At 75.3% G+C, this 21,642-nt stretch carries 14 protein-coding genes; 6 read left to right on the top strand and 8 right to left on the bottom strand.

Annotation, left to right across the window (positions count from 1 at the left end; genetic code table 11):
* Positions 1 to 57: 57 nt before the first annotated feature.
* Entirely contained in the window at positions 58 to 3,975 is a 3,918-nt protein-coding gene (locus ACF1BH_RS12125; RefSeq protein WP_391642355.1) for an amino acid adenylation domain-containing protein, read from the bottom strand.
* A 564-nt stretch (positions 3,976 to 4,539) separates the two neighbouring features.
* Positions 4,540 to 5,448, bottom strand: a complete 909-nt coding sequence (locus ACF1BH_RS12120; RefSeq protein ID WP_391642354.1) for a helix-turn-helix domain-containing protein — start codon at positions 5,446 to 5,448, stop codon at positions 4,540 to 4,542.
* A gap of 191 nt (positions 5,449 to 5,639) precedes the next feature.
* On the opposite strand from ACF1BH_RS12120, the gene ACF1BH_RS12115 reads away from it, so the two are divergent.
* A complete protein-coding gene (locus tag ACF1BH_RS12115; protein ID WP_391642353.1) occupies positions 5,640 to 7,130 on the top strand; it encodes a UbiD family decarboxylase in 1,491 nt (496 codons plus the stop codon).
* A 28-nt stretch (positions 7,131 to 7,158) separates the two neighbouring features.
* On the opposite strand, the gene ACF1BH_RS12110 is transcribed toward ACF1BH_RS12115, so the two are convergent.
* Positions 7,159 to 8,388, bottom strand: a complete 1,230-nt coding sequence (locus ACF1BH_RS12110; protein WP_391642352.1) for a GDSL-type esterase/lipase family protein — start codon at positions 8,386 to 8,388, stop codon at positions 7,159 to 7,161.
* A 204-nt stretch (positions 8,389 to 8,592) separates the two neighbouring features.
* On the opposite strand from ACF1BH_RS12110, the gene ACF1BH_RS12105 reads away from it, so the two are divergent.
* Together ACF1BH_RS12105 and ACF1BH_RS12100 are read left to right on the top strand one after the other, a co-directional pair.
* A complete protein-coding gene (locus tag ACF1BH_RS12105; protein ID WP_391642351.1) occupies positions 8,593 to 8,772 on the top strand; it encodes a hypothetical protein in 180 nt (59 codons plus the stop codon).
* 24 nt (positions 8,773 to 8,796) lie between these two features.
* On the top strand, positions 8,797 to 9,189 hold the full coding sequence (locus ACF1BH_RS12100; RefSeq protein ID WP_391642350.1) for a VOC family protein: 393 nt from the start codon (positions 8,797 to 8,799) through the stop codon (positions 9,187 to 9,189).
* Between the two features lie 80 nt (positions 9,190 to 9,269).
* Here the strand turns inward: ACF1BH_RS12100 and ACF1BH_RS12095 are convergent, their stop codons facing one another.
* Together ACF1BH_RS12095 and ACF1BH_RS12090 are read right to left on the bottom strand one after the other, a co-directional pair.
* Positions 9,270 to 9,926, bottom strand: coding sequence for a DUF4232 domain-containing protein (locus tag ACF1BH_RS12095; RefSeq protein ID WP_391642349.1), 657 nt, complete (start codon positions 9,924 to 9,926; stop codon positions 9,270 to 9,272).
* A gap of 163 nt (positions 9,927 to 10,089) precedes the next feature.
* Positions 10,090 to 12,837, bottom strand: coding sequence for a BTAD domain-containing putative transcriptional regulator (locus tag ACF1BH_RS12090; protein WP_391642348.1), 2,748 nt, complete (start codon positions 12,835 to 12,837; stop codon positions 10,090 to 10,092).
* 168 nt (positions 12,838 to 13,005) lie between these two features.
* Here ACF1BH_RS12090 and ACF1BH_RS12085 point away from each other — a divergent pair, with 168 nt between their 5' ends.
* Positions 13,006 to 13,227, top strand: a complete 222-nt coding sequence (locus tag ACF1BH_RS12085; RefSeq protein WP_391642347.1) for a hypothetical protein — start codon at positions 13,006 to 13,008, stop codon at positions 13,225 to 13,227.
* A 45-nt stretch (positions 13,228 to 13,272) separates the two neighbouring features.
* On the opposite strand, the gene ACF1BH_RS12080 is transcribed toward ACF1BH_RS12085, so the two are convergent.
* From ACF1BH_RS12080 to ACF1BH_RS12070, 3 genes are read right to left on the bottom strand one after another with little or no spacing between them, the layout of a single operon-like run.
* Positions 13,273 to 15,396 carry a serine/threonine-protein kinase gene (locus ACF1BH_RS12080; protein ID WP_391642346.1) on the bottom strand — a complete coding sequence of 708 codons (2,124 nt, stop codon included), beginning with the start codon at positions 15,394 to 15,396 and terminating at the stop codon, positions 13,273 to 13,275.
* A gap of 28 nt (positions 15,397 to 15,424) precedes the next feature.
* The gene (locus tag ACF1BH_RS12075; RefSeq protein ID WP_391642345.1) at positions 15,425 to 17,587 is read right to left on the bottom strand and encodes a protein kinase; all 2,163 of its coding nucleotides are present in this window, start codon (positions 17,585 to 17,587) and stop codon (positions 15,425 to 15,427) included.
* Between the two features lie 4 nt (positions 17,588 to 17,591).
* Positions 17,592 to 18,461 (bottom strand): serine/threonine protein kinase, encoded by an 870-nt coding sequence (locus ACF1BH_RS12070; protein WP_391642344.1) that lies wholly within the window; start codon positions 18,459 to 18,461, stop codon positions 17,592 to 17,594.
* A 298-nt stretch (positions 18,462 to 18,759) separates the two neighbouring features.
* On the opposite strand from ACF1BH_RS12070, the gene ACF1BH_RS12065 reads away from it, so the two are divergent.
* Entirely contained in the window at positions 18,760 to 19,917 is a 1,158-nt protein-coding gene (locus ACF1BH_RS12065; protein WP_391642343.1) for a glycoside hydrolase family 76 protein, read from the top strand.
* 414 nt (positions 19,918 to 20,331) lie between these two features.
* Positions 20,332 to 21,615, top strand: coding sequence for a VanZ family protein (locus ACF1BH_RS12060; RefSeq protein WP_391642342.1), 1,284 nt, complete (start codon positions 20,332 to 20,334; stop codon positions 21,613 to 21,615).
* The last annotated feature ends 27 nt before the right edge of the window (positions 21,616 to 21,642 follow it).

Raw genomic sequence — 21,642 nt, 5'->3', positions numbered from 1 at the left:
AGGGGGGTTCGGGTGTTTCCGGCGCGCGGTCCGCCGCGGGCCCGGGCAGGGATCCGGTCACCCCGCACCTCCGGTGGGGGAGCCGGGGCCCTGGGCGTCCGGGGCGGTCGGCGGCGCCGGTTGCGGCGGTCGCGCCAGCTCCGCGGTGATCAGCTCCGCGACCCGCGGCAGCTGCGCGCCCTCCAGGATGTCCCAGTGGCCGCAGTCCACCGGCTCGGTCACCAGCCCGCCGCCGGCCCGCCGCTCCCAGAACGCCCGTACCTCCCGCACGGCCGCCGGATCCTCGTCCTCCGCGGTCGCCTGGACGAACACCAGCCGGGCGCCGGTCGACGGCACCTCGTGGTCGCGGGCGGTCATCCGGTTGTGGTTGTAGATCCGGAAGTACCGGTCGATCTGCGCGTCCTCGATGCCCGGGTACATCCCGTTGAACCGCACCAGCTTCGCGCGGAACTCGTCGGCGTCCACGGGGGTGACGGCCGCCCGCACCTCGGGGTCGTCGGTGCCGCGGGTGTCGAGCAGTACCACGCTCACCCCGCGGTGCCCGGACTCCGCCAGCAGCCGCCCCATCGCATGGGCGACCAGCCCGCCGTACGACAGTCCGCACAGCACCAGCGTCTCGTCCTCACGCACCTCGATCAGCCGCAGATACTCCGCGGCCATCGCCTCCACCGACGGCAGCGGCTCTTCCCCGGCGTTCAGACCGGGCGACTGGATGCCGACCACGCCGGTCTCCGGCGGCAGCGCGGTGGCCAGCGGCAGGTAGCAGAAGGCGGTGCCGCCCGCCGGGTGCACACAGACCACCCGCTGCCGTCCGTCACCCGGCCGGAACTCGATCAGGTTGCTCCCGGGCTGCCCGGACGCGTCGGAGCGCAGCCGCCCGGCCAGCGCCTCGATCGTCGGATGGCTCAGCAGATCGCGGATGGGCAGCGTCCGCCCGAACTCCTCGCGGACGGCGGAGGCCACCTTGATGGCGGAGACGGAGGTGCCGCCGATGTCGAAGAAGTTGTCGGTGACCGAGATCGACGGGCGCAGCAGCACGCCCTGCCAGATCCGGTGCAGCGCCAGCTCGACGTGGTCGCGCGGCGCCGCGGTGTTCACCTGCGACGGCGCCGCGTGCGCCGCCGCCAGCAGCGCCTCGCGGTCCACCTTGCCGCTGCGGTTGAGCGGCAGCACCGGGAACTCCACGAAGAGCGCCGGGATCATGTGGTCGGGCAGCCGGCGGGCGAGCGCGGTGCGCCACTCGTCGGCCCGGCGCGGCGCGGCGTCACCCCGGCCGAGGGCGGCCACCAGCCGCAGGTCACCGGCGTCGCCGCGGTCGGCGAGGACCGTCGCCTCCCGCACCCCGTCCAGCGCCAGCAGCGCCGTCTCCACCTCACGCGGTTCGATACGGAAGCCGCGCAGCTTGATCTGGTCGTCGCCGCGGCCCAGGAACTCCGCGGTGCCGTCGGGCAGCCGCCGCGCCAGGTCACCGGTGCGGTAGATCCGCCCGCCCGGTACGAACGGATCCGGCCGGAACCGTTCCTCGGTCAGATCCGGGCGGCCGTGGTACCCGGCGGCGAGCGAGGCGCCGCCGAGCCAGACCTCACCCGGCACACCCGGCGGCACCGGCCGCATCCGCGCGTCGAGGAGGTAGAGCCGGGTGTTGCCCAGCGGCCGGCCGATCGGGCACGACCGGTCCAGCGGCTGCGGGTCGGTGTAGGCGGTGCTGTAGGCCGTGGCCTCGGTCGGCCCGTAGCCGTAGCAGATCCGCAGCCCCGGCAGCGCCTCGGTCATCCGGTACAGCGCCCTCTCGGGCAGCGCCTCCACCCCCGTCAGCAGCTGCCGCAGCGCCAGCCCGGCCAGCCGCTCGCCGGGTGCCTCGTCGATCCAGCGGACGTAGGCGGGCGGCAGGAACGCCTGGACGATGCGGTGGTCACGCATCCAGTGCAGCAACGCGTCCGGGTCGCCGCGCAGTTCGTCGGGGACGAGGTGCAGCTCGGCGCCGGTGGTCGGCGGCAGCAGCAGCTCGTGGACCATCGCGTCGAAGCCGATGCCCGACCAGGCGGACGTCGCCTCACCGGGCGTGGCGCCGAACCGGTCCAGCCAGGTGTCGAAGAGGTTCAGCACACTGCGGTGGGTGACCGCCACGCCCTTGGGACGCCCGGTCGAACCGGAGGTGTAGAGGACGTAGGCGAGATCCTCGGGCGCCGCCGTCACCACCGGCGCCTTCTCCGGGTCGCCCTCCGCCTCGACGGTCCGCAGGTCCAGATGGCCCTCGGGCGCGTCGGCGCGGTCGGTGAGCACCAGCGCGGGGGCGGCGTCCGCGACCATCGCGGCGCGCCGGGCGTCCGGCTGCCCGGGGTCGAGCGGCAGGAACGCGGCGCCCGCCTTCAGGATGGCGAGCAGCCCCACCACCAGCTCCGGTGTCCGCCCGGTGTGCAGCCCGACGACCTGACCGGGCCGCACCCCGCGGGCGGCGAGCGCGGCGGCGAGCCGCTCCGCCCGCCGCGCCAGCGTGCCGTAGGTGAGGCGCTGCCCGGCGCACTCCACCGCCGTGGCGTCGGGGCGCGCCGCCACCTGCGCGTCGAATCGGGCGATCAGCGAGGCGGGGGCGGCGACCGGCACCGCGCCGTCGCCGCGGGTGGCGTCCCAGTCGTCCAGCAGCCACCGGCGCTCCGCCTCGTCCAGCAGCTCCAGCTCGCCGATGGTCCGCTCGGGCGCGGCGGCCATCTGGGTCAGCACCCGCTCCAGGTAGCGGGCGTACCGCTCCGCCGTCGCGTGGTCGAACAGCGCGGTGGCGTAGTCGAGATGGCCGGTGAGGCAGCCGTCCTCCTCGGTCACCATCAGCATCAGGTCGAACTTGGCGGCGATGAAGGGGAGCTTCAGCTTCTCCGCGGTCAGGCCCGGCAGCTCCAGCAGCCCGCGGAGCGCCGGGGTCCAGGAGAGCGTCGTCTGGAACAGCGGGGTGTGGGCGCTGCTGCGCAGCGGATTGACCAGCTCCACCACGCGTTCCAGCGGCAGCTCCTGGTGGATCAGCGCGCCACGGATCCCGGCCCGGGTCCGGCGCAGCACCTCGCCGACGGTGGGGTCGCCGGACAGATCGCTGCGCAGCGCGAGGGTGTTGGCGAAGAACCCGATGACGTCGTCGGCGTCCCGGCCGCGGCGGTTGGCGCTGGGGATGCCGACAACGATGTCCGTCTGACCGGACAGCCGCGACAGCAGCACGGCCCAGCCGCTCTGCACGGCGGCGAAGAGCGAGGCGCCGTGCTCCTGCGCCGCCCGGCGCAGCGCGTAGGTCGTCTTCTTGTCCAGCCCCAGTGTGACCTGGTCACCGGCGAAGTCCTGCCGGGGCGGGCGCGGCCGGTCCGTGGGCACCTCCAGCACCGGCGGCGCGCCGGCCAGCCGCTCCTGCCAGTACGCCTCCTGCGCGGCGACCTCCGCATCGGCCGCCCGGTCGAGCTGATCGGCCGCATGGTCGGCGAACTGCCGGGACACCGGCGGCAGCGGATCGTCCGCACCGGCCAGGAACGCCGCGTAGAGCGCGTTCAGTTCGTTGATCAGAATGATCTGTGACGCCCCGTCGATCACGAGGTGATGCACCGTCACCATCAGGACGTGGTCCTCCGGCGCCAGCCGGACGAGGAGGCTGCGGGCGAGCGGGCCGGTGCCCAGATCGAACGGAACGGCGGACTCCTGCCGGAGCACCTCGGCGAGCCGTTCCTCCGAGGGGTTCTCGTCCGACAGGTCGAGGGTCTTCATCGGGAAACCGACCTCGGCGGGCGCCGCTATCTGGTACGTCTCGCCGTCGATGGCCACCATGCGGGAGCGCCATATCTCGTGCCGCGCCACGATCGTGTCCAGCGCCCGGCGCAGCGCCGCCGTGTCCAGCGGGCCCCGCAGCCGGTAGGGGAGCGGTTCGTTGTACGCGTCCTCGGCCCCCTCCAGCTGGCTCAGTACCCACAGTCGGCGCTGCGAGGGGGACAGCGGCCTCGGCACCCCCTCTCCCGGCACGGCTGCCTCTCCGCGGGAGGGCCGCACCGCGTCGGAGGGGCCGCTGTGGCGATGAGCGAAGGTCTCTGTCACCGGGAAACCATCTCTTTCCTCTGTGGGGGAGGCGGTCGGAGGCCGGCGGGGCGTGCCGACGGGTGTCGCGTCGAGGGGGACGGTCGGTGGCGCTCCGAGGGGGCGGTGGCTCCGACCCGTGGAGCCCGGCGCGCCGGTCGGCGCCGGATCCTGTCCGCCGGGCGGGACCGGCGGGAACGAGCGGCCGGTGTCCGCCCGCCACGTACCTGCTCCGTCGCCGTGGCACCGCTGCTGCGGGGTCGGTATCGGGCGGAATGAGTCGAAAGCTCGTTCCTACGACCTGAGTGATGATTGATCAACACGTGAGCGGGTGTCAATGGCAGGAGGTTCAAGTCGCATTCGGTGACGCGAAGCCGACTGTTGGTGAACCGGTTCCGGGCCCACGACGCCCCGGAACAGGCATTTTCGGCCGCGCCGCCGCCAAGGGCCGACCCGTCGCCCCTGGCGCGCCGATCGCCAGGGGCGACGGGGCAGCCCTCACCCCGCCGTGCCGCGCGCCCGCTCCCGGAACGCCGCCGGGGTCTCCCCGGCCCGCAGCCGGAAGAAGCGGGTGAAGAGGGCGGCACCGGGAAAACCGAGCCGTTCGCCGACCGCCGCGGCCGGCAGATCGGAGTGCACCAGGAGCCGTTCCGCCTCCAGCAGGATCCGGTCGTCGAGGAACCGCTTCGCGCCACAGCCCGCCGCGGCGCCCGTCGCCCGGGTCAGCGTCCGCACGCTGTAACCCAGCGCCCGCGCGTAGTCCTCGACGCGGTGGCTGCGGGTGAAGTCCCGTTCCACCGCCTGCCGGAAGCGGTCGAACACCTCGCCGCCGGCCCGCTCCCGCCGCACCCCGCCCGGCAGTTGGGACAGCCGCAGCACCAGCACCGACAGCAGATGCCGGACGACCTCGACATGGATCTCCAGCGGCAGGTCGGTCAGCCGACGGTACTCGCCCTCCAGCATCTCCAACGTGGCCCGCACCTGGCCCGCGGCCGGTTCCGCCGGGGTGAGCGGCAGCCGCCAGGCGCGCCGCTCCAGCTGCGCGGCACCGGCGGTCGCGGCGCCCAGGAACCCCGGCTGGAAGAGGACGGCCGTCCCCTCCGCCGCCGTGCGGCCGGAGGCGAGCGTGAGGACCTGCCCCGGCCGCACCCACAGCCATGCGCCCGCGGTGACCGTGCACGGGGTGAGGTCCACGGAGCAGTGCAGCGCCCCGGCCCCGACCGTGACCAGCAGATGGAAACCGGGCCGCAGCGGCGCGCCCGCGGCCACCCCCCACCGGTCGGTGAGCGCGGCGAAGCCCGCGAGATCGGTGACCTCCACGCCCGGCGGCCCGCCCGGCGTCACCGGGAACGCGACCTCGGCGATCCCGGCCGCCGCCCGTCCCGCAACCTGTCCGTTTCTGCGCATGATGCGTCCGGAGGGTACACCGGCGGACGTCTCGGCCGTGCCTAGCGTGAGTGCACCGCACCGATCGCCGCCGGACGCGGCGGCCATGCGTCCGGCCCCTGACCGAAAATGTTCCGTCCGGCAGCCGCGACGCCCGCACCCCGTACGGCCCCGACGCGCCGCTCGCCCCCTTCCGCCGGGAGAAGACCCGCATGACCCAGCACGGCCCCGCCCTCAACTTCCGTGACTTTCTCGACACCCTGCTCGCCACCGGCGACGCCGTCTCCGTCGGCCGGCCCGTCGACCCGCACCTCGAAGCCGGTGCCGTCACCCGCCGCGCCTACGAGACCCGCGCCCCCGCCCCGCTCTTCACCGAACTCACCACCGGCACCCCGGGCTTCCGCCTCCTCGGCGCGCCCGCCGGGATGAGCACCCCGGACAAGGGCGCCTACGGCCGTCTCGCCGCCCACGCCGGACTCGGCCGGGACGCCACCCCGCGCACCGTCGTCGAGAAACTGATCACCGCGATGCACGCCGACCCGCTGCCGCCGGTCACCGTCACCGACGGCCCCTGCAAGGAGAACGTGGTGCGCGGTGCCGACCTCGACCTGACGGCGCTGCCCGTCCCGCTGCTGCACCAGGAGGACGGCGGCCGCTACCTCGGCACCTACGGTTTCCACATCGTCCGCACCCCGGACGCCTCCTGGACCAGCTGGTCCGTCGCCCGCACCATGCTGCACGGCCCCACCACCCTCGTCGGCCCGGCCATGCCCGAGCAGCACCTCGGCGTGATCCACGCGCTGTGGCGGGAGAAGGGGCTGCGCACCCCGTGGGCGATGGTGCTGGGCGCCCCGCCCGCCGCGCTCGCCGCCGCCGGGATGCCGCTGCCCGCACACGTCGGCGAGGACGGCTACGTGGGCGCGCTCACCGGCAGCCCCGTCGAGGTCGTCCGGGCGGAGAGCAACGACCTGTGCGTCCCCGCCAACGCCGAGATCGTGCTGGAGGGTTACCTCAGCGCCGACGAGACGGCGCCCGAGGGGCCGATGGGGGAGTACCACGGCTACTCCTTCGGGGAGAGCCGCCCGCAGCCCGTCTTCCACGTCGAGACGCTCACCCACCGCGACCGCCCGGTGCTGCCGGTCTGCGTCGCGGGCCTGCCGCCGGAGGAGAACCACACCATCTGGGGCACGATGATCTCCGCCACCGCCCTCGACACCCTCCGCACCGCCGGGCTGCCGGTCGACTTCGCCTGGTGCTCCTACGAGGCCGCCACCTGCTGGCTGGTGGTCTCCCTCGACCGCGAGGGGCTGCGCCGGATGCGGACCACCGAACGCGAACTGGCCGACACCGTCGCCCGCGTGCTGTTCGGTTCGCACGCGGGCTGGCTCGTCCCCAAGGTGCTGCTGGTCACCGACGACATCGACATCACCGACATCCGCCAGGTCGTCTGGGCGCTCGCCACCCGCAGCCACCCGGGCACCGGCACATACCCCTACCCGGACGCCCCCGGCATCCCGCTGGTGCCGTACCTGACGTCCGAGGAGGTCGCCGCGGGCCGCGGCGGCAAGTCGGTGACCTCCTGTCTGCTCCCCGGCCAGCTCGACGGCGTCTCCCGCGCGCGTACCGCGTCGTTCGCCACCTCCTACCCGCCGGAGCTGCGCCGCCGCGTCGTCGCGGAGTGGGCCACGTACGGCTACCGCTGACGGTGCCGCCGCCGGGCCCGTCAGCGGCTCACTCCGTGCCGGCGGGCCGGCCCATACCGGCGAACGCGCCGCCGGGGCCGAACGCCAGCGCCGCGAACCGCTCGCCCATGCGGCGGTGCGTGGCGGCGTCCGGGTGGAGCTGATCGGGCAGCGGCAGCTCGGCGGAGTCCGGTTCGCCGTACAGCTCCCGCCCGTCGAGGAGGAAGAGCCGCGGGTCCCCGGCGGCGCGCTGCCGCACGATGCGGGCCAGTTCCTCCCGGATGACGTTCAGCGTCAGCTTCCCGGCGGCCCGCTCGGCCGGATCGCCCATCGCCTTGAACCGCAGCTGCCCGTCGGAGAGGTTCTCGAAGTCCGGGGCGCTGGGGCCCGGGGTGTCCTCGTGGATCGGGCAGAACGTCGGCGAGATCACCAGCAGCGGGGCGGTGGGATGGCCCTCGCGGATGGTGTCGAGGAAGCCGTGGACCGCCGGGGTGAAGGCGCGCAGCCGCATCAGATCGGCGTTGACGAGATTGATGCCGATCTTGACGCTGATCAGGTCCGCCGGGGTGTCCCGCATCGCGCGGGCGGTGAACGGATCGAGCAGCGCACTGCCGCCCATACCGAGGTTGACCAGCTCCGCGCCGCCCAGCGAGGCGGCCAGCGCCGGCCAGGTGCTGGTGGGGCTCGCGGCGTTCGAGCCATGGCTGATCGAACTGCCGTGGTGCAGCCAGACCGGGGCCCCGCCCGCGGGCCGCGGCTCCACGGGCGCGTCCGCGCGCAACGCCACCAGCTGGGTGATCTCGTTGTACGGCAGCCAGATCTCGACGTCCTTGACGCCCTCCGCCAGCCCCGCGAAACGCACTGTGCCGGGCTCTCCCGGCTGCGTCTCGGCCGACCCCGTGGTCATGTTCACCAGCAGGACGTTGCCGCCGGCGGTCGCCCCCTGCGCGGTCAGCTGCCCGTCGACCAGCAGGTCGTAGACGCCGTCCGGCCGCTCCGGCGCGCCCACGTACGCCATCTTCGTGCGCAGCGTGTCCAGTTCGACGGTGGTGGCCCGGGTGCGGAACGCCAGCCGGACGCCGGAGGGCTGCGACTCCGCGAGGGCGAGCTGCGGATCGGCGAACTGCGCGCGGGCACGTGCGGGCAGCCGGTGCGGCAGCAGGCCGTGCGCGGTGCGCTCCACGTCGAGGGCGCCGCGCAGCAGCGACTCGGTGAGCGGAACGGTGAGCAGCTCCGGCATACCGTCCGGACCTGCGGTGTCGTCGTGCTGAGGGGTCATGGCACCACCTTGTCAATTGCTTTCCGGATGCGCACACGAATTCCCGCGCGGAGCTCGCACCGGGCGCCACCGGCCGGGCCCGGCCCGGACGTCCGCCGGGCGGCGCGGCCGTGTCGGCGACCAGGAGGCCGCCTGGCGCGAGCGGCTGGAGTCGGTGATCCGCGACGGCGTCACCCGGGGGAGTTCCGCACCGGCGACCCGTACGTGACGGTGATCCAGATCCTGGTCGTCATCGACGGGCTCGGCGCGCACGCCGACACCGACACCGCCGGGCGCCCCGCAGTGGTGACCCGGATGGCCCAGGCCACCGCCGAACGTGAACTCGACCTGCCGGCGGGTACGTTGGGCCCCGTCGCGGGGGGCGACCGGGCCGCCGGCGACTGACCGCCGCCCTTCAGGGAGACACCGATGGAACTCGCCCAGGTCCGCCTGCTCGTCACGGACTTCCCCGGCTGCTACCGCTTCTACCGCGACGTGCTGGGCCTGACGCCGCAGTTCGAGGCGGCCGACGGTCCGTACGCGAAGTTCACGGCCACCGGCGGCTCCGTCGGCATCGCGCTGCAGGACCGGGCGCAGATGGCCGACGTCCTCGGCGCGCTCGCCGAGGATCCGCGGGGGCACCGCTCCCTCGTCGTCCTGCGCGTCGACGACCTCGACCACTGCTGCGCCGAGGTCCGCGCCCGCGGCGCCGTCCCGGTCCACGGCCCCGCGCCCCTGACCGACCGGATGCGCGTCGCCCACCTCCAGGACCCCGAGGGGAACCTCGTCGAGCTGCAGGAGTGGCTGATCCCACGGACATGACGGCCGGGCCCGACCGGGCGGGGAGGCTCCCGGTCGGACACGGCCGTCCTCGGACGCGGTGCGGCGGTGGCCGCAGACCGTCAGAAGTCGTAGGGCTTCTTGGTGTTCCAGTTCAGGACGTCGGCCTCGTTCCAGGCGAACTCGTTGTTCGCGCCGGTGACGTCGAGGGAGTACTCGGGCTGCAGGCGGCCGTTGTTGTCGCGCAGCGCCATGGAGATGCCGCTGGCGCGGCGGTCGTCCTTGCCGTAGTCGAAGAGGTTGGCGGCGCTGTAGATCGTTCCCTCGGGCCGGAGCGTGATCTTCCGGTCGCCGCCGTCCGACTTCTTCGAGAGCGGCAGGGCGGCGCCTTCGCCGTTGAGCTTGACGGACGGGTACGAGGTGACCCAGCAGGGCTTGTCGCCCGTGTTCACCGCGGTGATCAGCAGGTGGTCGCCCTGCTGGTTCGCGAAGCGGTGCTCCACGGTGACGTGCAGCTCGTCGCCGACGCACTGCCGGGTGCCCGCCGTGGTGCCGCCCTGGGCGGCGGCGTCCGCACCGCCCGCCGCCGACGCCGACTTCGCCTCCCCCTTGCCGTCCTTGGCCGAGGAGCCCTTGGCGTCCGCACCGGACGCGGACCGGCTCTGACCGGCGGCGTCGTCATTCTTCGCGCCGTCGTTGCCGCCGCAGGCGGTCAGGCTCAGGGCGAGGGCGGCGGTGGCGGTCGCCAGGACGGTGGCGCGGATGCGGGAAGTGCGCATGATCGGGTCCCCTGTGGTCGAGTGCGGGACTCTCAGGCCGTTCCCGCGTCGTGTGCACCACTCTTCCCGGGGCGACTGACGTTCCACCAACGCCTCACCAACGTGCCGCTGACGGCCCGCCAGCGAACGGGTGACAGCCCTGCCGTAGCGGCGTTTACGCAGGTCAGGAACGGGATTGCAGACGTGCCAGGGCCCGGTCGTACCGCTGGCGGAGGGCAGCCGGCTCCGCGCCCCCCGCCCTCTTCAGCAGGACGCCCAGCGCCCGCACCGCGCCGTCGTCGAACCCGCACGCCTCCGCCGCGTCCGCCGCCTCCCGGAGCCGGGCGGTCCCCGCCGCCTCGTCGCCCAGCCCCAGCAGCGCCTCACCCGCAGCGGCGACCAGCAGCACCCGCCCCGCCGCCGAGGCGTCCACCACCTCGTCCAGCGCCTGCGCCGCGGCCACCGTCCGCAGCGCCGGCTCCCATGCGCCGCAGTCCAGCTGGTGCCGTGTCAGGTGATAGAGCGCGAGGCGTTCGGTGTACGGGTCCCCGGCGTCGCGCGCCAGCCGTGCCGCATCGGCGCACTCCTCCGCCGCCTCCTGCGGACTGCCCAGCGCCGCCTGCGCCAGCGACAGATTGACCAGCGCCGTCGCCTGCGCGCTACGGTCCCCGGCCCGCGCCGCCAGCACCGGCGCCGCCTCCAGATGGGCCAGCGCCTCCGGGACGCGGCCCTCCTCCGTCAGCACCCAGCCCAGCAGCGCCAGGATCCGCGACTGCGCCCGCAGGTCCCCGTCGGCGCGCGCCGCCTCCAGCGCCGTGCCCAGCAGCGGGCTCCAGCCGTCCCGCACCCGCCACACGATCAGCGGCCACAGACCCAGCACGAGCCGCCAGGTCCGGCTGTGCAGCCCCGCCGCATCCGCCGCTGCCGCCGCCAGCGTCACCTCCTCGTGCTCGGACTCGTACCACGCCATCGCCTCCTCCCGGGCGGCGAACCGGCGGATCTCCCGGGGCGTGCGGACGTCCGCGGGCAGCGGGAAACACGACTCGTCGCCCGGCTCGGCGGCGTCGGCGGCGGCCAGCGCGGTCACCACGGTGTGGTCCAGCGCCCGCAGCAGCGCGTCCGGATCCGCGTCCAGGCCCCGCGCGTAGAGCCGGACGAGGTCGTGCAGCGTCCAGCGGTCCGGTGCGGCCCGGGTCATCAGATGCGCCGCGGCGAGCCGCTCCAGGGCGGCCTCGGCGGCGGCCGGGTCGGTGCCCGCCAGGGCCGCCGCCGCGTACCGGTCGACATGGGTGCCGGGGTGGCGGCCCAGATGCGCGAAGTGGTGCGCGGCGTCCGCCGGCAGGCGCCGCACCGTCAGCCGCAGCGCCGCCCGCACACCGGTGTCCTCGACATCCAGCAGCGCCAACCTCCGTGACTCGTCGGAGAGTTCACCGCTCAGCTCGGACAGCGACCACTCCGGCTGATCGGTCAGCCGGGCCGCGGTCACCCGCAGCGCGAGCGGCAGCCCGCCGCACAGCTCCGCGAGGCGCCGCGCCGCCCCCGCCTCCGCGCGTACCCGCTCCTCGCCGAGCACCGCGGCGAGCAGCGCGGCGCTGTCCTCCGGCCCCAGCACGTCCACGGGCACCGGCCGGGCCGCGTCGGAGGCGATCAGCCCGGGCAGCCGGTGGCGGCTGGTGACCACCGTGACGCACCGCGCACCGCCCGGCAGCAGCTCCTGCACCGGCGCGGAGCCGGGCGCGTTGTCCAGGACGACCAGCAGCCGGCGGTCGGCCGCCAGCGACCGGAACAGCGCCGACGCCCCGCGTGCCGACTCCGGGATCCGCCGCGGCGCCACCCCCAGCGCCAGCAGGAACTCCCGTACCACCTCGGCCGGCTCCACCTCGGGGGTGTCGCTGAAGCCCCGCAGATCGGCGTAGAGCAGACCGCCGGGGAACCGCTCGCGGTTGCGGTGCGCCCAGTGCACCACCAGCGCGGTCTTGCCCACCCCGGCGGGCCCGGTGACCAGGCAGACGGGCGTCTCCCCGGCGGTGGCGCGGTCCAGCGCCGCCAACTCGTCGGCGCGGCCGTGGAAACCGCGCGGCATCCGGGGGAGCAGATCGACGGTCTCCGGATGCGCGGGCACGTCCGGCGGCGCGGGCCGCGGCTCCGGCACCGCGGGCACCACCGGCGTCTTCGGCTCCGCCGCCGGATCGCCGTCGCCGCGCAGCGCCACCGCGTACGCCTCCGCCAGCTCCCGCCCCGGATCGACACCCAACTCCTCGGCCAGCAGCCGCCGGGTGCGGTGGTACCAGTCCAGCGCGTCCGAACGCCGCCCCGCCCGCTGCAGCGCCAGGACCAACGCCGCCGACAGCGACTCCCGCAACGGCTGCGCCGCCGCCTCCGCCCGCAGCAGCGCCGCCGCCCGCGCATACTCGCCGAGCTGCGTGTACCCCCCGGCCAGCAGCTCCACGGCGGTCAGCCGCAGCTCCTCCAGGGCGTGCGCGGCGGCCTGCAACGGGGCGCTGCGGTACGCGCCGGTGAGCGCGGGACCCTGCCACAGCGCCAGCGCGTCCTGGTACATCGCCACCGCGTCGCCCGCCGCCCGCTGACCGCGCGCCAGCGCCACCAGCTCCTCGAAACGGTGCGCGTCCAGCAGGCTCTCCGGCATCCGCAGGACGTACGCGGCGCCCTGCGTGACCAGCTCCACGCCGTACATCCCGGCACCGGCTCCGGACAGCAGCGACCGCAGCCGCGAGACATGGCCCTGGATGACGCTCCGGGCCCGCGGCGGCGGCTCCTGGTCCCACAGGGCGTCCGTCAGCGCCTCCACCGGAACCGGGTGGTTGGGCCGCAGCAGCAGAGCGGCGAGCAGACTGCGCCGCTTCGCGGGGCCGAGCGGCAGATCGCCGACCTCGGTGACGACGGAAACCGCTCCGAGCAGCCGGAACTCCACTGACGTATCTCCTCCTGGGGGAAGCTGTCAGATTACCGGAGCACGCCGGAGAACTCCCCGGCCGCGGTCGGTGCGCAGCGGTCCGCGCCCCCGGGAAAGTGAGTGGCGGGCGGCCGCCCCGGCCCCCACGATGGGGAACCGCACACACGGACGGAACGGGGACGGCCGATGCCGGGAGCGAACGGATTCACCTACGAGGAGCGGGGCGACGGAGCGGTGCTGGTGCACCACCACGGCCGTCGCGCGGCGGCGCTGCGCGGCGCCCGCGCGGCGCGGTTCCTGCGGGAGGTGACAGCCGGCGACGCACAGCTGGTGATGGCCCGCTGGACGGGCAACTACCGCCGCGGCACCGAACGCACGGCCCGCCGTCACCCGCGCAACGCCCGCTGACGCCCCGGCCGGACGGCACCCACGCCGCCCGGCCGGATCCGCCCGTCAGAACACCCGGAGCGCCAGCAGCGCACCCGAGTTGAGGACGAACAGCCGGTTCGCGGCGCCCGCGGCCGTACGGCCCGAGCCCTCCTTGAGCGGGTAGGTCTGCCCCTGGCCGGCGCTGACGTCGGCGCCGCGCGGCCAGCCGCTGATCCCCGTGTCGCGGCTCTCCACCACCCAGACGCTGCCCGCCTGCACCACCGGCGGCTGCCACGGCGGCGTCACCCCGGCCACCATCGTCGTCATGCCCGCCTGCTCCCCGTCGGTACGCAGCGACCGCAGCGCATCGCCGTCGAGGGCGTACACCACCCCGGAGGCCACGGTGGGCGGGCCGAAGCCGTACACCCCGCGCCGGATCGGCTGCATGGTCGCCACGGACCAGCGCACCTTGCCGTCGCCCGCGCCGACCGCCGCCAGCGTGTGGCCGCCCAGATACACCGTGCCGTTGTCGATCGCGGGCCGCAGGGCGCCCGCGGCCTGCCCCTTGCGCACCCACGCCTTCGCGCCGTCCGCGGTGCGCACCGCCGCCACATCGCCGCCGGCGGTGCAGACCACCAGCACCCCGGCGCCCAGCGCCGCCGCCGGCCGCCCGCCGGTCAGCGGCAGCGGCGGCCGGCGCGTCCACCGCACCTTCGCGTCCTTCGTGGACACACACCGCAACTCGCCCCGGGACGTCAGCACGTACACATGGGCGGCGTCCGCGGCCAGCAGGGTGTTCACCCCGGCGTCGGCGGTCCACCGGGGCTCACCGGTCGAGGCGACGTAGGTGCGCAGCACGCCGTCGCTGTCGGCGGTGGCCACCAGCCGGTCGGCGATCGACAGATAGCCCGCGTCGCCCCGGACGTCACCGGCGCGCCAGCGCTCCTTGCCGTCGACGACCCGGCGCGCGGCGACACCGCCGCCCGCCGCCGCGAACACCACCACGTCCCGCACCGGCAGCGGCGCCGGAGACCCGCCGTCGGCCACCCCCTCCACCGGCCCCCACAGCGGCTCCGGCGTGCCGGTGCCGGTGCCCAGCTCCGCCGGGCGCACCGTGGCGGCCGACGGGATGTCGAACGGGTCGGTGAAGACCTGCGGACCGCCGTCCGACAGCCACCACACCGCGCCGCCCGCCCCCGCCGCGACCAGCGCACCGCCACCCGCCAGCGTCAGCAGCAACCGCCGCCGCGACGGCTTCGCGGCGGACACCGCGGTCGCCTCCGTCCCCGGCGCGTCCCCGCCCGGCAGCACCGTCGGCGGGTTCTCCCCGGTCATCCGCTTCGCCGCGGCCTCCCGGTCGCGGATGTCGGCGGCGTACGGCCCCGACCTCCACAGCCGGGCGCCCCGCTGCGGCGCCCGGGCGGCCTCGGCGACCTGGGCGGGCAGCGGCCGCGCCGCCGGATCCTTCGCGAAACACGGCTCGACCAGATACCGCAGCGCCGGCGGCACCAGCGTCAGATCCGGGGCGCCGTGCACCACCTCGTAGAGGATCGCGGTGATCTCGGCGCCGGTGTACGCCGGGCGGCCGCTCGCGGCGAAGACCAGCACCGCGCCGAGCGAGAAGATGTCCGCGGCGGGGCCGACGCGCCGCCCCAGCACCTGCTCCGGCGCGCCGTACCCCGGCGTGACCGGGATCTGCCCGGTCCGGGTCAGCGTCAGCCCGTGCTCGGGGCGGGCGATGCCGAAGTCGATGATGCGCGGGCCGCGGGAGGTCAGGACGACGTTCGACGGTTTGAGGTCACGGTGGACCAGCCCGGTGGCGTGGATGTCCCCGAGCGTGGCCGCCAGCGCCCGCGCGGTCTCCCGCAACAGCCCCTCGTCGAGCGGGCCGTGCTGCTCCACCGCGTCGTCCAGCGTCGGGCCGGCCAGGAACTCCGAGGCGATCCACGGCCGCCCCGACTCCAGCTCCGCGCCCAGCACCCGGGCGATGCCGTCGCTGGTCACCGCCCGCGCGGTCTGCGCCTCCCGGACGAACCGGTCGACCAGATGCCGGTCGTGCGCCAGCTCGGGCAGCAGCACCTTGACGGCCGCCGGCCGCCCCTCCGCGTCCCGCCCGAGGTACACCTTGCCCATCCCGCCCTCGCCGAGCACCCCGACGATGCGGTACGGGCCGAGCCGGAGCGGATCTCCGGCGCCGAGTGTTCTCAACTTCAGTCCTTCCTGGACGAGAGGGAGCTCAGGCGAGTGGCAGGGCGAAGGTGGCCCGTTCCTCGCGGAGGTAGAGCTTTCCGCGCTCGCGGTCGGCGGTCAGCACCGTCGCGTCGGTGGGGAACGTCCACACCGCGGTGCGGCTGCGGATGTCCACCGCGCGCAGCCCCTTGTCGTCGAGGCCGTAGACGTACTTCCGGCCCACGACCGGCGCGACGTCGCGGTTGAGGCGGCGGCCCTTGAGGCCCTTCTCCGCCCAGTTGAGACTGCCGGTCAGCGCGTCCAGCGCCACCAGACCGCGGTCGCCCTCGGTGCAGTACAGGACGCCCTCGTGCAGGGCCGGGGGCCCGTAGACGCGGGTTTGGCCCGCGCTGTCGCCGACGTTGCGGTCGTGGCCGAAGAGCCAGCCGTTCTCGCCGTCGGCCAGCTTCCGGGCGCCGACCGCCTCGTCGGAGAGGTAGACGTACCGGTCGTCGACGAGCAGCTCGGCCGGCGGCTCGCCGGAGAACGGCGAGGAGAGCGTCCATCCCACCTTGCCGTCGGCGACGGAGTACGTCGTCACGTTGACGAAGTGGATGCCGGAGTCGGACCGGGACACCACCAGCCGGTCGCCGACGACCACCCCGCGCAGCATCGGCGGCAGATAGCCGTCGGCCGCCGGGTCCACACGGCTGCGCCACCGCACCCGGCCGGTGCGCAGATCGAGGGCGAGGACGTACCAGCGGTCGGGCGAGACCGCCCGGGCCGCCAGATAGGCGGTCTTCTTCACCACGCACAGCAGCTGGTTGCGGTTCTCGCCGCCGCGGAACTCCGCCAACTCCGCCAGCGGCTTGCCGGGTTGGCCGTCGGCCGGGTCGAGGAGGCAGACCGCCAGCTTCTTGCCGTCCTCGTCGTCGCGGAGCGCGTAGAGGCCGTTGCCGTCGGACGCCCACCGCCAGACGTCGGCGACGTTCGCCTGCCAGGTGCCCTTGCCGCTCTCCGGGTTGACGCCGCACAGCACCACGCCCGCGGGCATCGCCAGCCCGTGCGGGGTCGACACCACGTCGCCGAAGCGGTCCGGGGTGCGCGAGGGGAACGTCCACAGCCGCGTCGGCGGCTTCACCGGCTTCGGCGGCGGAGCCTCACCGCCGGGACCGCCGCCCCGGCCCAGCCACGCCCACAGTCCGCCCGCCACCCCGGCGCCCGCGACGACCCCGCCGGCGGTCATCGCCAGCATCCGGCGGCGCGACGGCCCCGCCGCCGCCCCGCCCGGCAGCGTCACCGGCCCCGGCGGCAGGTCCGGGGGCGGCGGCGTCAGCCGCGGCGGCTGACGCCACACGTCGTCGCCGCGCTGCGCGATCATCCGCAGCACCCCGTCCGGCAGTACGTCCGCGAAGACCTGCGGGAGGCCGTCCGGCGCCAGCGACGCGGCCAGCTCCTCGGTCGTCGGCCGCTGCGCCGGGTCCTTCGCCAGACACCGGCCCAGCACCGGCACCAGCTCCGGCGGCACCCCGCCGAGGTCCGCCTCGGTGTAGCGGACGCGGTAGAGCAGATCGGTGGGCTGCCCGGAGCCGAACGGGCCGTGGCCGGACGCGGCGAACACCAGCAGCCCGCCGAGCGCGAACACATCGCCCGCCGTGGCGTGTTCGAGACCGGCCGCCTGCTCCGGCGACATGAACGCGGGCGTCCCCACGGTCGCCCCGGCCTGCGTCAGCGGCGCCTCGCCGACCGCATGGGCCACCCCGAAGTCGATGATCTTCGGGCCGTCCGCCGTGACCAGGATGTTCGACGGCTTGAGATCGCGGTGCACCACTTCCGAGCGGTGCAGCTGCGCCAGCCCCCGGGCCAGCGCCGCGCCCAGCGCCCGCACGGCCCGCTCCGGCAGCGGACCGGCGGCCGCCACCGCGTCGTCCAGCGGCGGACCGAGCACGTACTCCGTCGCCAGCCACGGCCGGGGCGCGTCCGGATCGGCGTCGTGGACCTGCGCACCGTGGCGGCCACCGATCACCCGCGCCGCGTCCGCCTCCAGCCGGAAGCGGTGGCGCAGCGCCGTATCGGCGGACAGCCGCTGGTGCAGCACCTTGAGCGCGACGGTGCGGCCGCCCGCCGTCCGCGCCAGATGGACGGTGCCCATCCCGCCGCTGCCCAGCCGGGACAGCAGCAGGTACGGGCCGACGGTGTGCGGATCGTCGTGGAGAAGAGCGGTCTGCATGGTGTCAGCGCACCTCGGGGAGTTCGGCGGCGAGCACCGCGGCCGCCTGCAGGGACAGGGCCGCGACCACCCGGCCGGGCAGTGACACCGGCTCGGTGCCCGCGTTCTGCGTGCCCCAGGCCGCGCCCGGCGCCAACTCCGCCAGCACCTGGGCCGGTTCGGGCCGCGCGGCGGGATCCCGCGACAGACAGGCGGTGATCGGCGCCCGCAGCCCGGCCGGGATCTCCGCCCGCTCCGGCACGGTGTGGCCGGTCGCCGCGTACGCGAGGACGGCGCCCAGCGCATACACGTCGGCGGACGCCTGGACCGGTCCGCCCGCGGCCAGTTCGGGCGCGAGACAGCCCGCGTCGACACCGGGCAGCCCGGTCCGCGGCGCGCCCTCCGGCGCCGCCGCGCGCACCGCGCCGAAGCACGACGCCAGCGGACCGTACGCGGTGAGCAGCACCGCCGCCGGGCACAGCCCGCCGTGCACCACGCCCAGGACGTGCGCCGACGCCAGCGATTCGGCGAGCGCCGCGCCGAGCGCCCGCACCGCCTCCTCGGGCAGCGGACCACCGCAGGCGTCCAGCGCCTCCGGCAGCGGCAGCACCGGCCGGTAGGGCGAGGCCAGCCAGGGGAACGCGGCGCTGCCGCCGACCTGCGCCACCGGCCACAGACCGGGCTGGTTCAGCTTCGCCGCCCACTGCGCCTCGGCCGCCCAGCGGCCCGGATCGGCGCCCTGGAGCGGCAGCGCGATCAGCACCGTCCGCGACCCGTCGGCACTGCGCGCCAGATAACGCCGTTCGGGAACGCCCCGCCGCGCGGCCGGATCCAGCCGCGCCAGCGTCACGTACTCCCCGATCCGCGGCGGATCGTCCTGCCGCAGCCCTTCCATACCGTCTCCCCGTTCGTCACGCACCGGCACGCGAGCCTACCCGGCGGTCGGATCCCCCGGCGGCCGGGGTGATTCCGCCGGACCCGGCCGGACCCGGGGCGCGCCACCGGTTGCCGCCGGCGCTTCCCCCGCCGGGCCCGGCGCCCGGCCGCGGGGGGTCCGCACCGGACGCCGCGTCGCCCGGTGCGGACGCCAACCCTCCGGCGCGGCGGGGAACGGGGAGCCGGGCGGGCGGCGTCCCCGGAAGTGATCGCACACGGTGGGCCGCCGCCCGGCGACCCGACGACGAGGAGGCCGTATGCCACCCCACCCGGACCACACCTGCGACGCGGCACCGAAGTCCCGGCGGCGCGTGACGGTGCGCCGCGCGGCCGCCGTGCTCGCCGCCGCGGGGGTGCTCGCCGCCGTCGCGGCGCCCGCGCCCGCCGCCACGCCGGACACGGCCGGGGCGGACCGCTCCGCCCCGGTCACCGCCGACCGCCGCCTGGCAGCCGCCACCGCGCTGATGCGGGACTACGACCGCACGACCGGACTCTTCGGCGGCAACGGCTGGTGGACCAGCGCCAACGCGCTGACCGCCGTCATCGACACCATGCGGCGCACCGGCGACCGGAGCTTCGCCCACGCCGTCCACGAGACGTACGACAAGAACAAGGACCGCACCGACGGCGGCAACCAGGGGCAGTTCCGCAACGAGTATCTCGACGACACCGGCTGGTGGGGGCTGGCCTGGATCAAGGCGTACGACCTGACCGGCGACGCCCGCTACCTGGACACCGCCCGCGCCGACGCCGACCACATGGCCGGCTACTGGACCGGCACATGCGGCGGCGGTGTCCAGTGGAAGACCGACACCGCGTACAAGAACGCCGTCACCAACGAGCTGTACATCGCGCTCAACGCCGCACTGCACAACCGGACGCCCGGCGACACCCGCTTCGCCGACCGGGCGAACCGCGGCTGGAACTGGCTGCACAACAGCGGCATGATCAACGCAAATCACCTGGTCAACGACGGTCTGGACGGCTCCTGCCGGAACAACGGCCAGCCCACCTGGACCTACAACCAGGGCGTGATCCTCGGCGGTCTCGCGGAGCTGCACAAGGCCACCGGCGACCCGCAGCTGCTGCGCGCCGCCCGCGAACTGGCCGACGCCTCCACCGGATCGCGCGCCCTCAATCCGGGAGGCATCCTCCGCGAGCCGGGCGAGTCCGACTCCTGCACCGGTGACGGTCCCAGCTTCAAGGGCGCCTACGTCCGCGGTCTCGGCGCCCTCAACCGGGAGCTGGACGGCCACCCCTACGACGGGTACCTGAAGACGCAGGCGGACACCGCCTACGCCAAGGACCGCAACGCGCGGGACCAGTACGGACCGCACTGGAACGGCGACCGCGGCGACGGCCCCGGCCACGGCTGCCAGCACTCCGCGCTGGACCTGCTCAACGCGGCACCGTAGCCGCCGCGTCCCGGCCCGGCGGACACCGGCGCGGCGCCTTCCCCCGGCGGCGGTCGGGGGGAGTGCCGCGGTGCCGTCCGGTTCGCCCCCGCGGTGCGAAACGGGCAGGTCGCGCGGGGTGCGCACGGGTTTTCCGGTGCGCCCGTCCGTCTGACAGGATCATGACGGAGGCCCGTTCCCGTGACCCGCCGTGCGGCGCCGGGACGCCCCGCGTACCGGGGCGGGCTCCCGCGATCCTTGACGTGAAGATGACAGGACACAGATGAACTTCGGGACCTTCCCGCCCATGGGAGTCGTCCGGCCGAAGACGCGGTGTGCGGTGGCGAACCGCCACGCCGCGGGGCCGCCGCCGGCCGACGGGTACCCGGCGCGACCGCACCGGGCGCGCACCGCCGTCGTGGGGGAGGGCACCCGGTGACCGGTGCCTACCTCCTGCCGCTGAACACCGCGGCGATGCTCTTCCCCGCGCTGGCCCTGCTGCTGTCGGTGCCGGTGGCGATCGTGCTCTACCGGCGCCACGGCATCATGACCCGCTGGCGCACCCTCTCCGTCCTCGCGTTCGTCTACTTCGCCATCTCGGCGTTCTGCCTGGTGGTGGTGCCGCTGCCGAGCGGCGCGGTGGACGTCTGCCGGGCGTTCCCGACCTTCCGGCATCCGCAGTGGACGCCGGGGATGTTCGTCGCCGACATGTGGAAGGAGGCGCACCACCAGCTCTCCTTCGCCGCGCTGATCTGGCACAACTCGGCGTTCTGGCAGACGGTCTTCAACCTCCTGCTGCTGTTGCCGCTGGGTGTCTTCGTACGGCTGCACCTCCGGCGCGGGCTGCTCGCCGCCACCCTCGCCGGGTTCGGCGCCTCGCTCTTCTTCGAGCTGACCCAGTTCACCGGGTTGTGGGGGATCTACCCCTGCCCCTACCGGCTCTTCGCGGTGGACGATCTGCTGGCCAACGCGGCCGGGGCGTCGCTGGGCTGGCTGATCGTCGCGCCGCTGGCCCGCCGGCTGCCGGAGCTGAACACCCTGGACGACCGGGCGTTGGCCGCCGGCGACACGGTCCCGTTCGGCCGCCGGCTGGTCGCCCTGCTGCTGGACGCGACGGGGCTGCTGCTGGTGGCGCCGCCCGTGAGCTTCGTGGTGACGCTGCTCGGCGACGCCGAGACGGCGGTCGTGACCGCGGCGGCCCTGACCGTGCTGTGGTTCGTGGTGGTGCCGTGGCTGACCGGCGGGTTCACGCCGGGCAAGCGGGTGCTGCTGCTCCGGCTGACCGCCCGCGACGGCTCCCGCCCCCGGCTGGGCGCGCTGGCCCTGCGGGCGGCGGTCCTCGCCGCACCGCCGCTGGTGCTGCTGCTCGCCGTGGCCCTGCTCTTCGTGCGGGTGCTGGAGGGCGGCGCGACCGGCAGCGCGATGATGCTGCCGGCCCTCGCGGCGGTGGTGGGCTGCGGCGCGCTGGTCTGCCTCGGCGTGTACCTCTGGGCCCTCCGCGCCGCCCGCCGCCACCCGGAGGGCCTGGGCCACCACGAGATCTGGTCCGGCGTCGTCAACCGGCCGCTGCCGCACGGACGGGCGCGGAAGCGGGAGCGGGCGGCGGCCCGGGCCGGTGCCGGCGCGGAGCCGGAGACCCCCGGCGCGGAGCCCGTGGCTCCCGAGGCCCCCGCTGCCGAGGCCACGGACGCCGCCGGGAAGGCCCCCGCCCGACCGTGACCGGCAGGTGCGCGGCGGCCGCTCGCC

The sequence above is a fragment of the Streptomyces sp. NPDC014733 genome, assembly GCF_043083385.1.
Classification (GTDB): domain Bacteria; phylum Actinomycetota; class Actinomycetes; order Streptomycetales; family Streptomycetaceae; genus Streptomyces.
The sequence above is the reverse complement of the archived record's forward strand: the minus strand, read 5'-3'. Positions and strand labels throughout refer to the sequence as shown.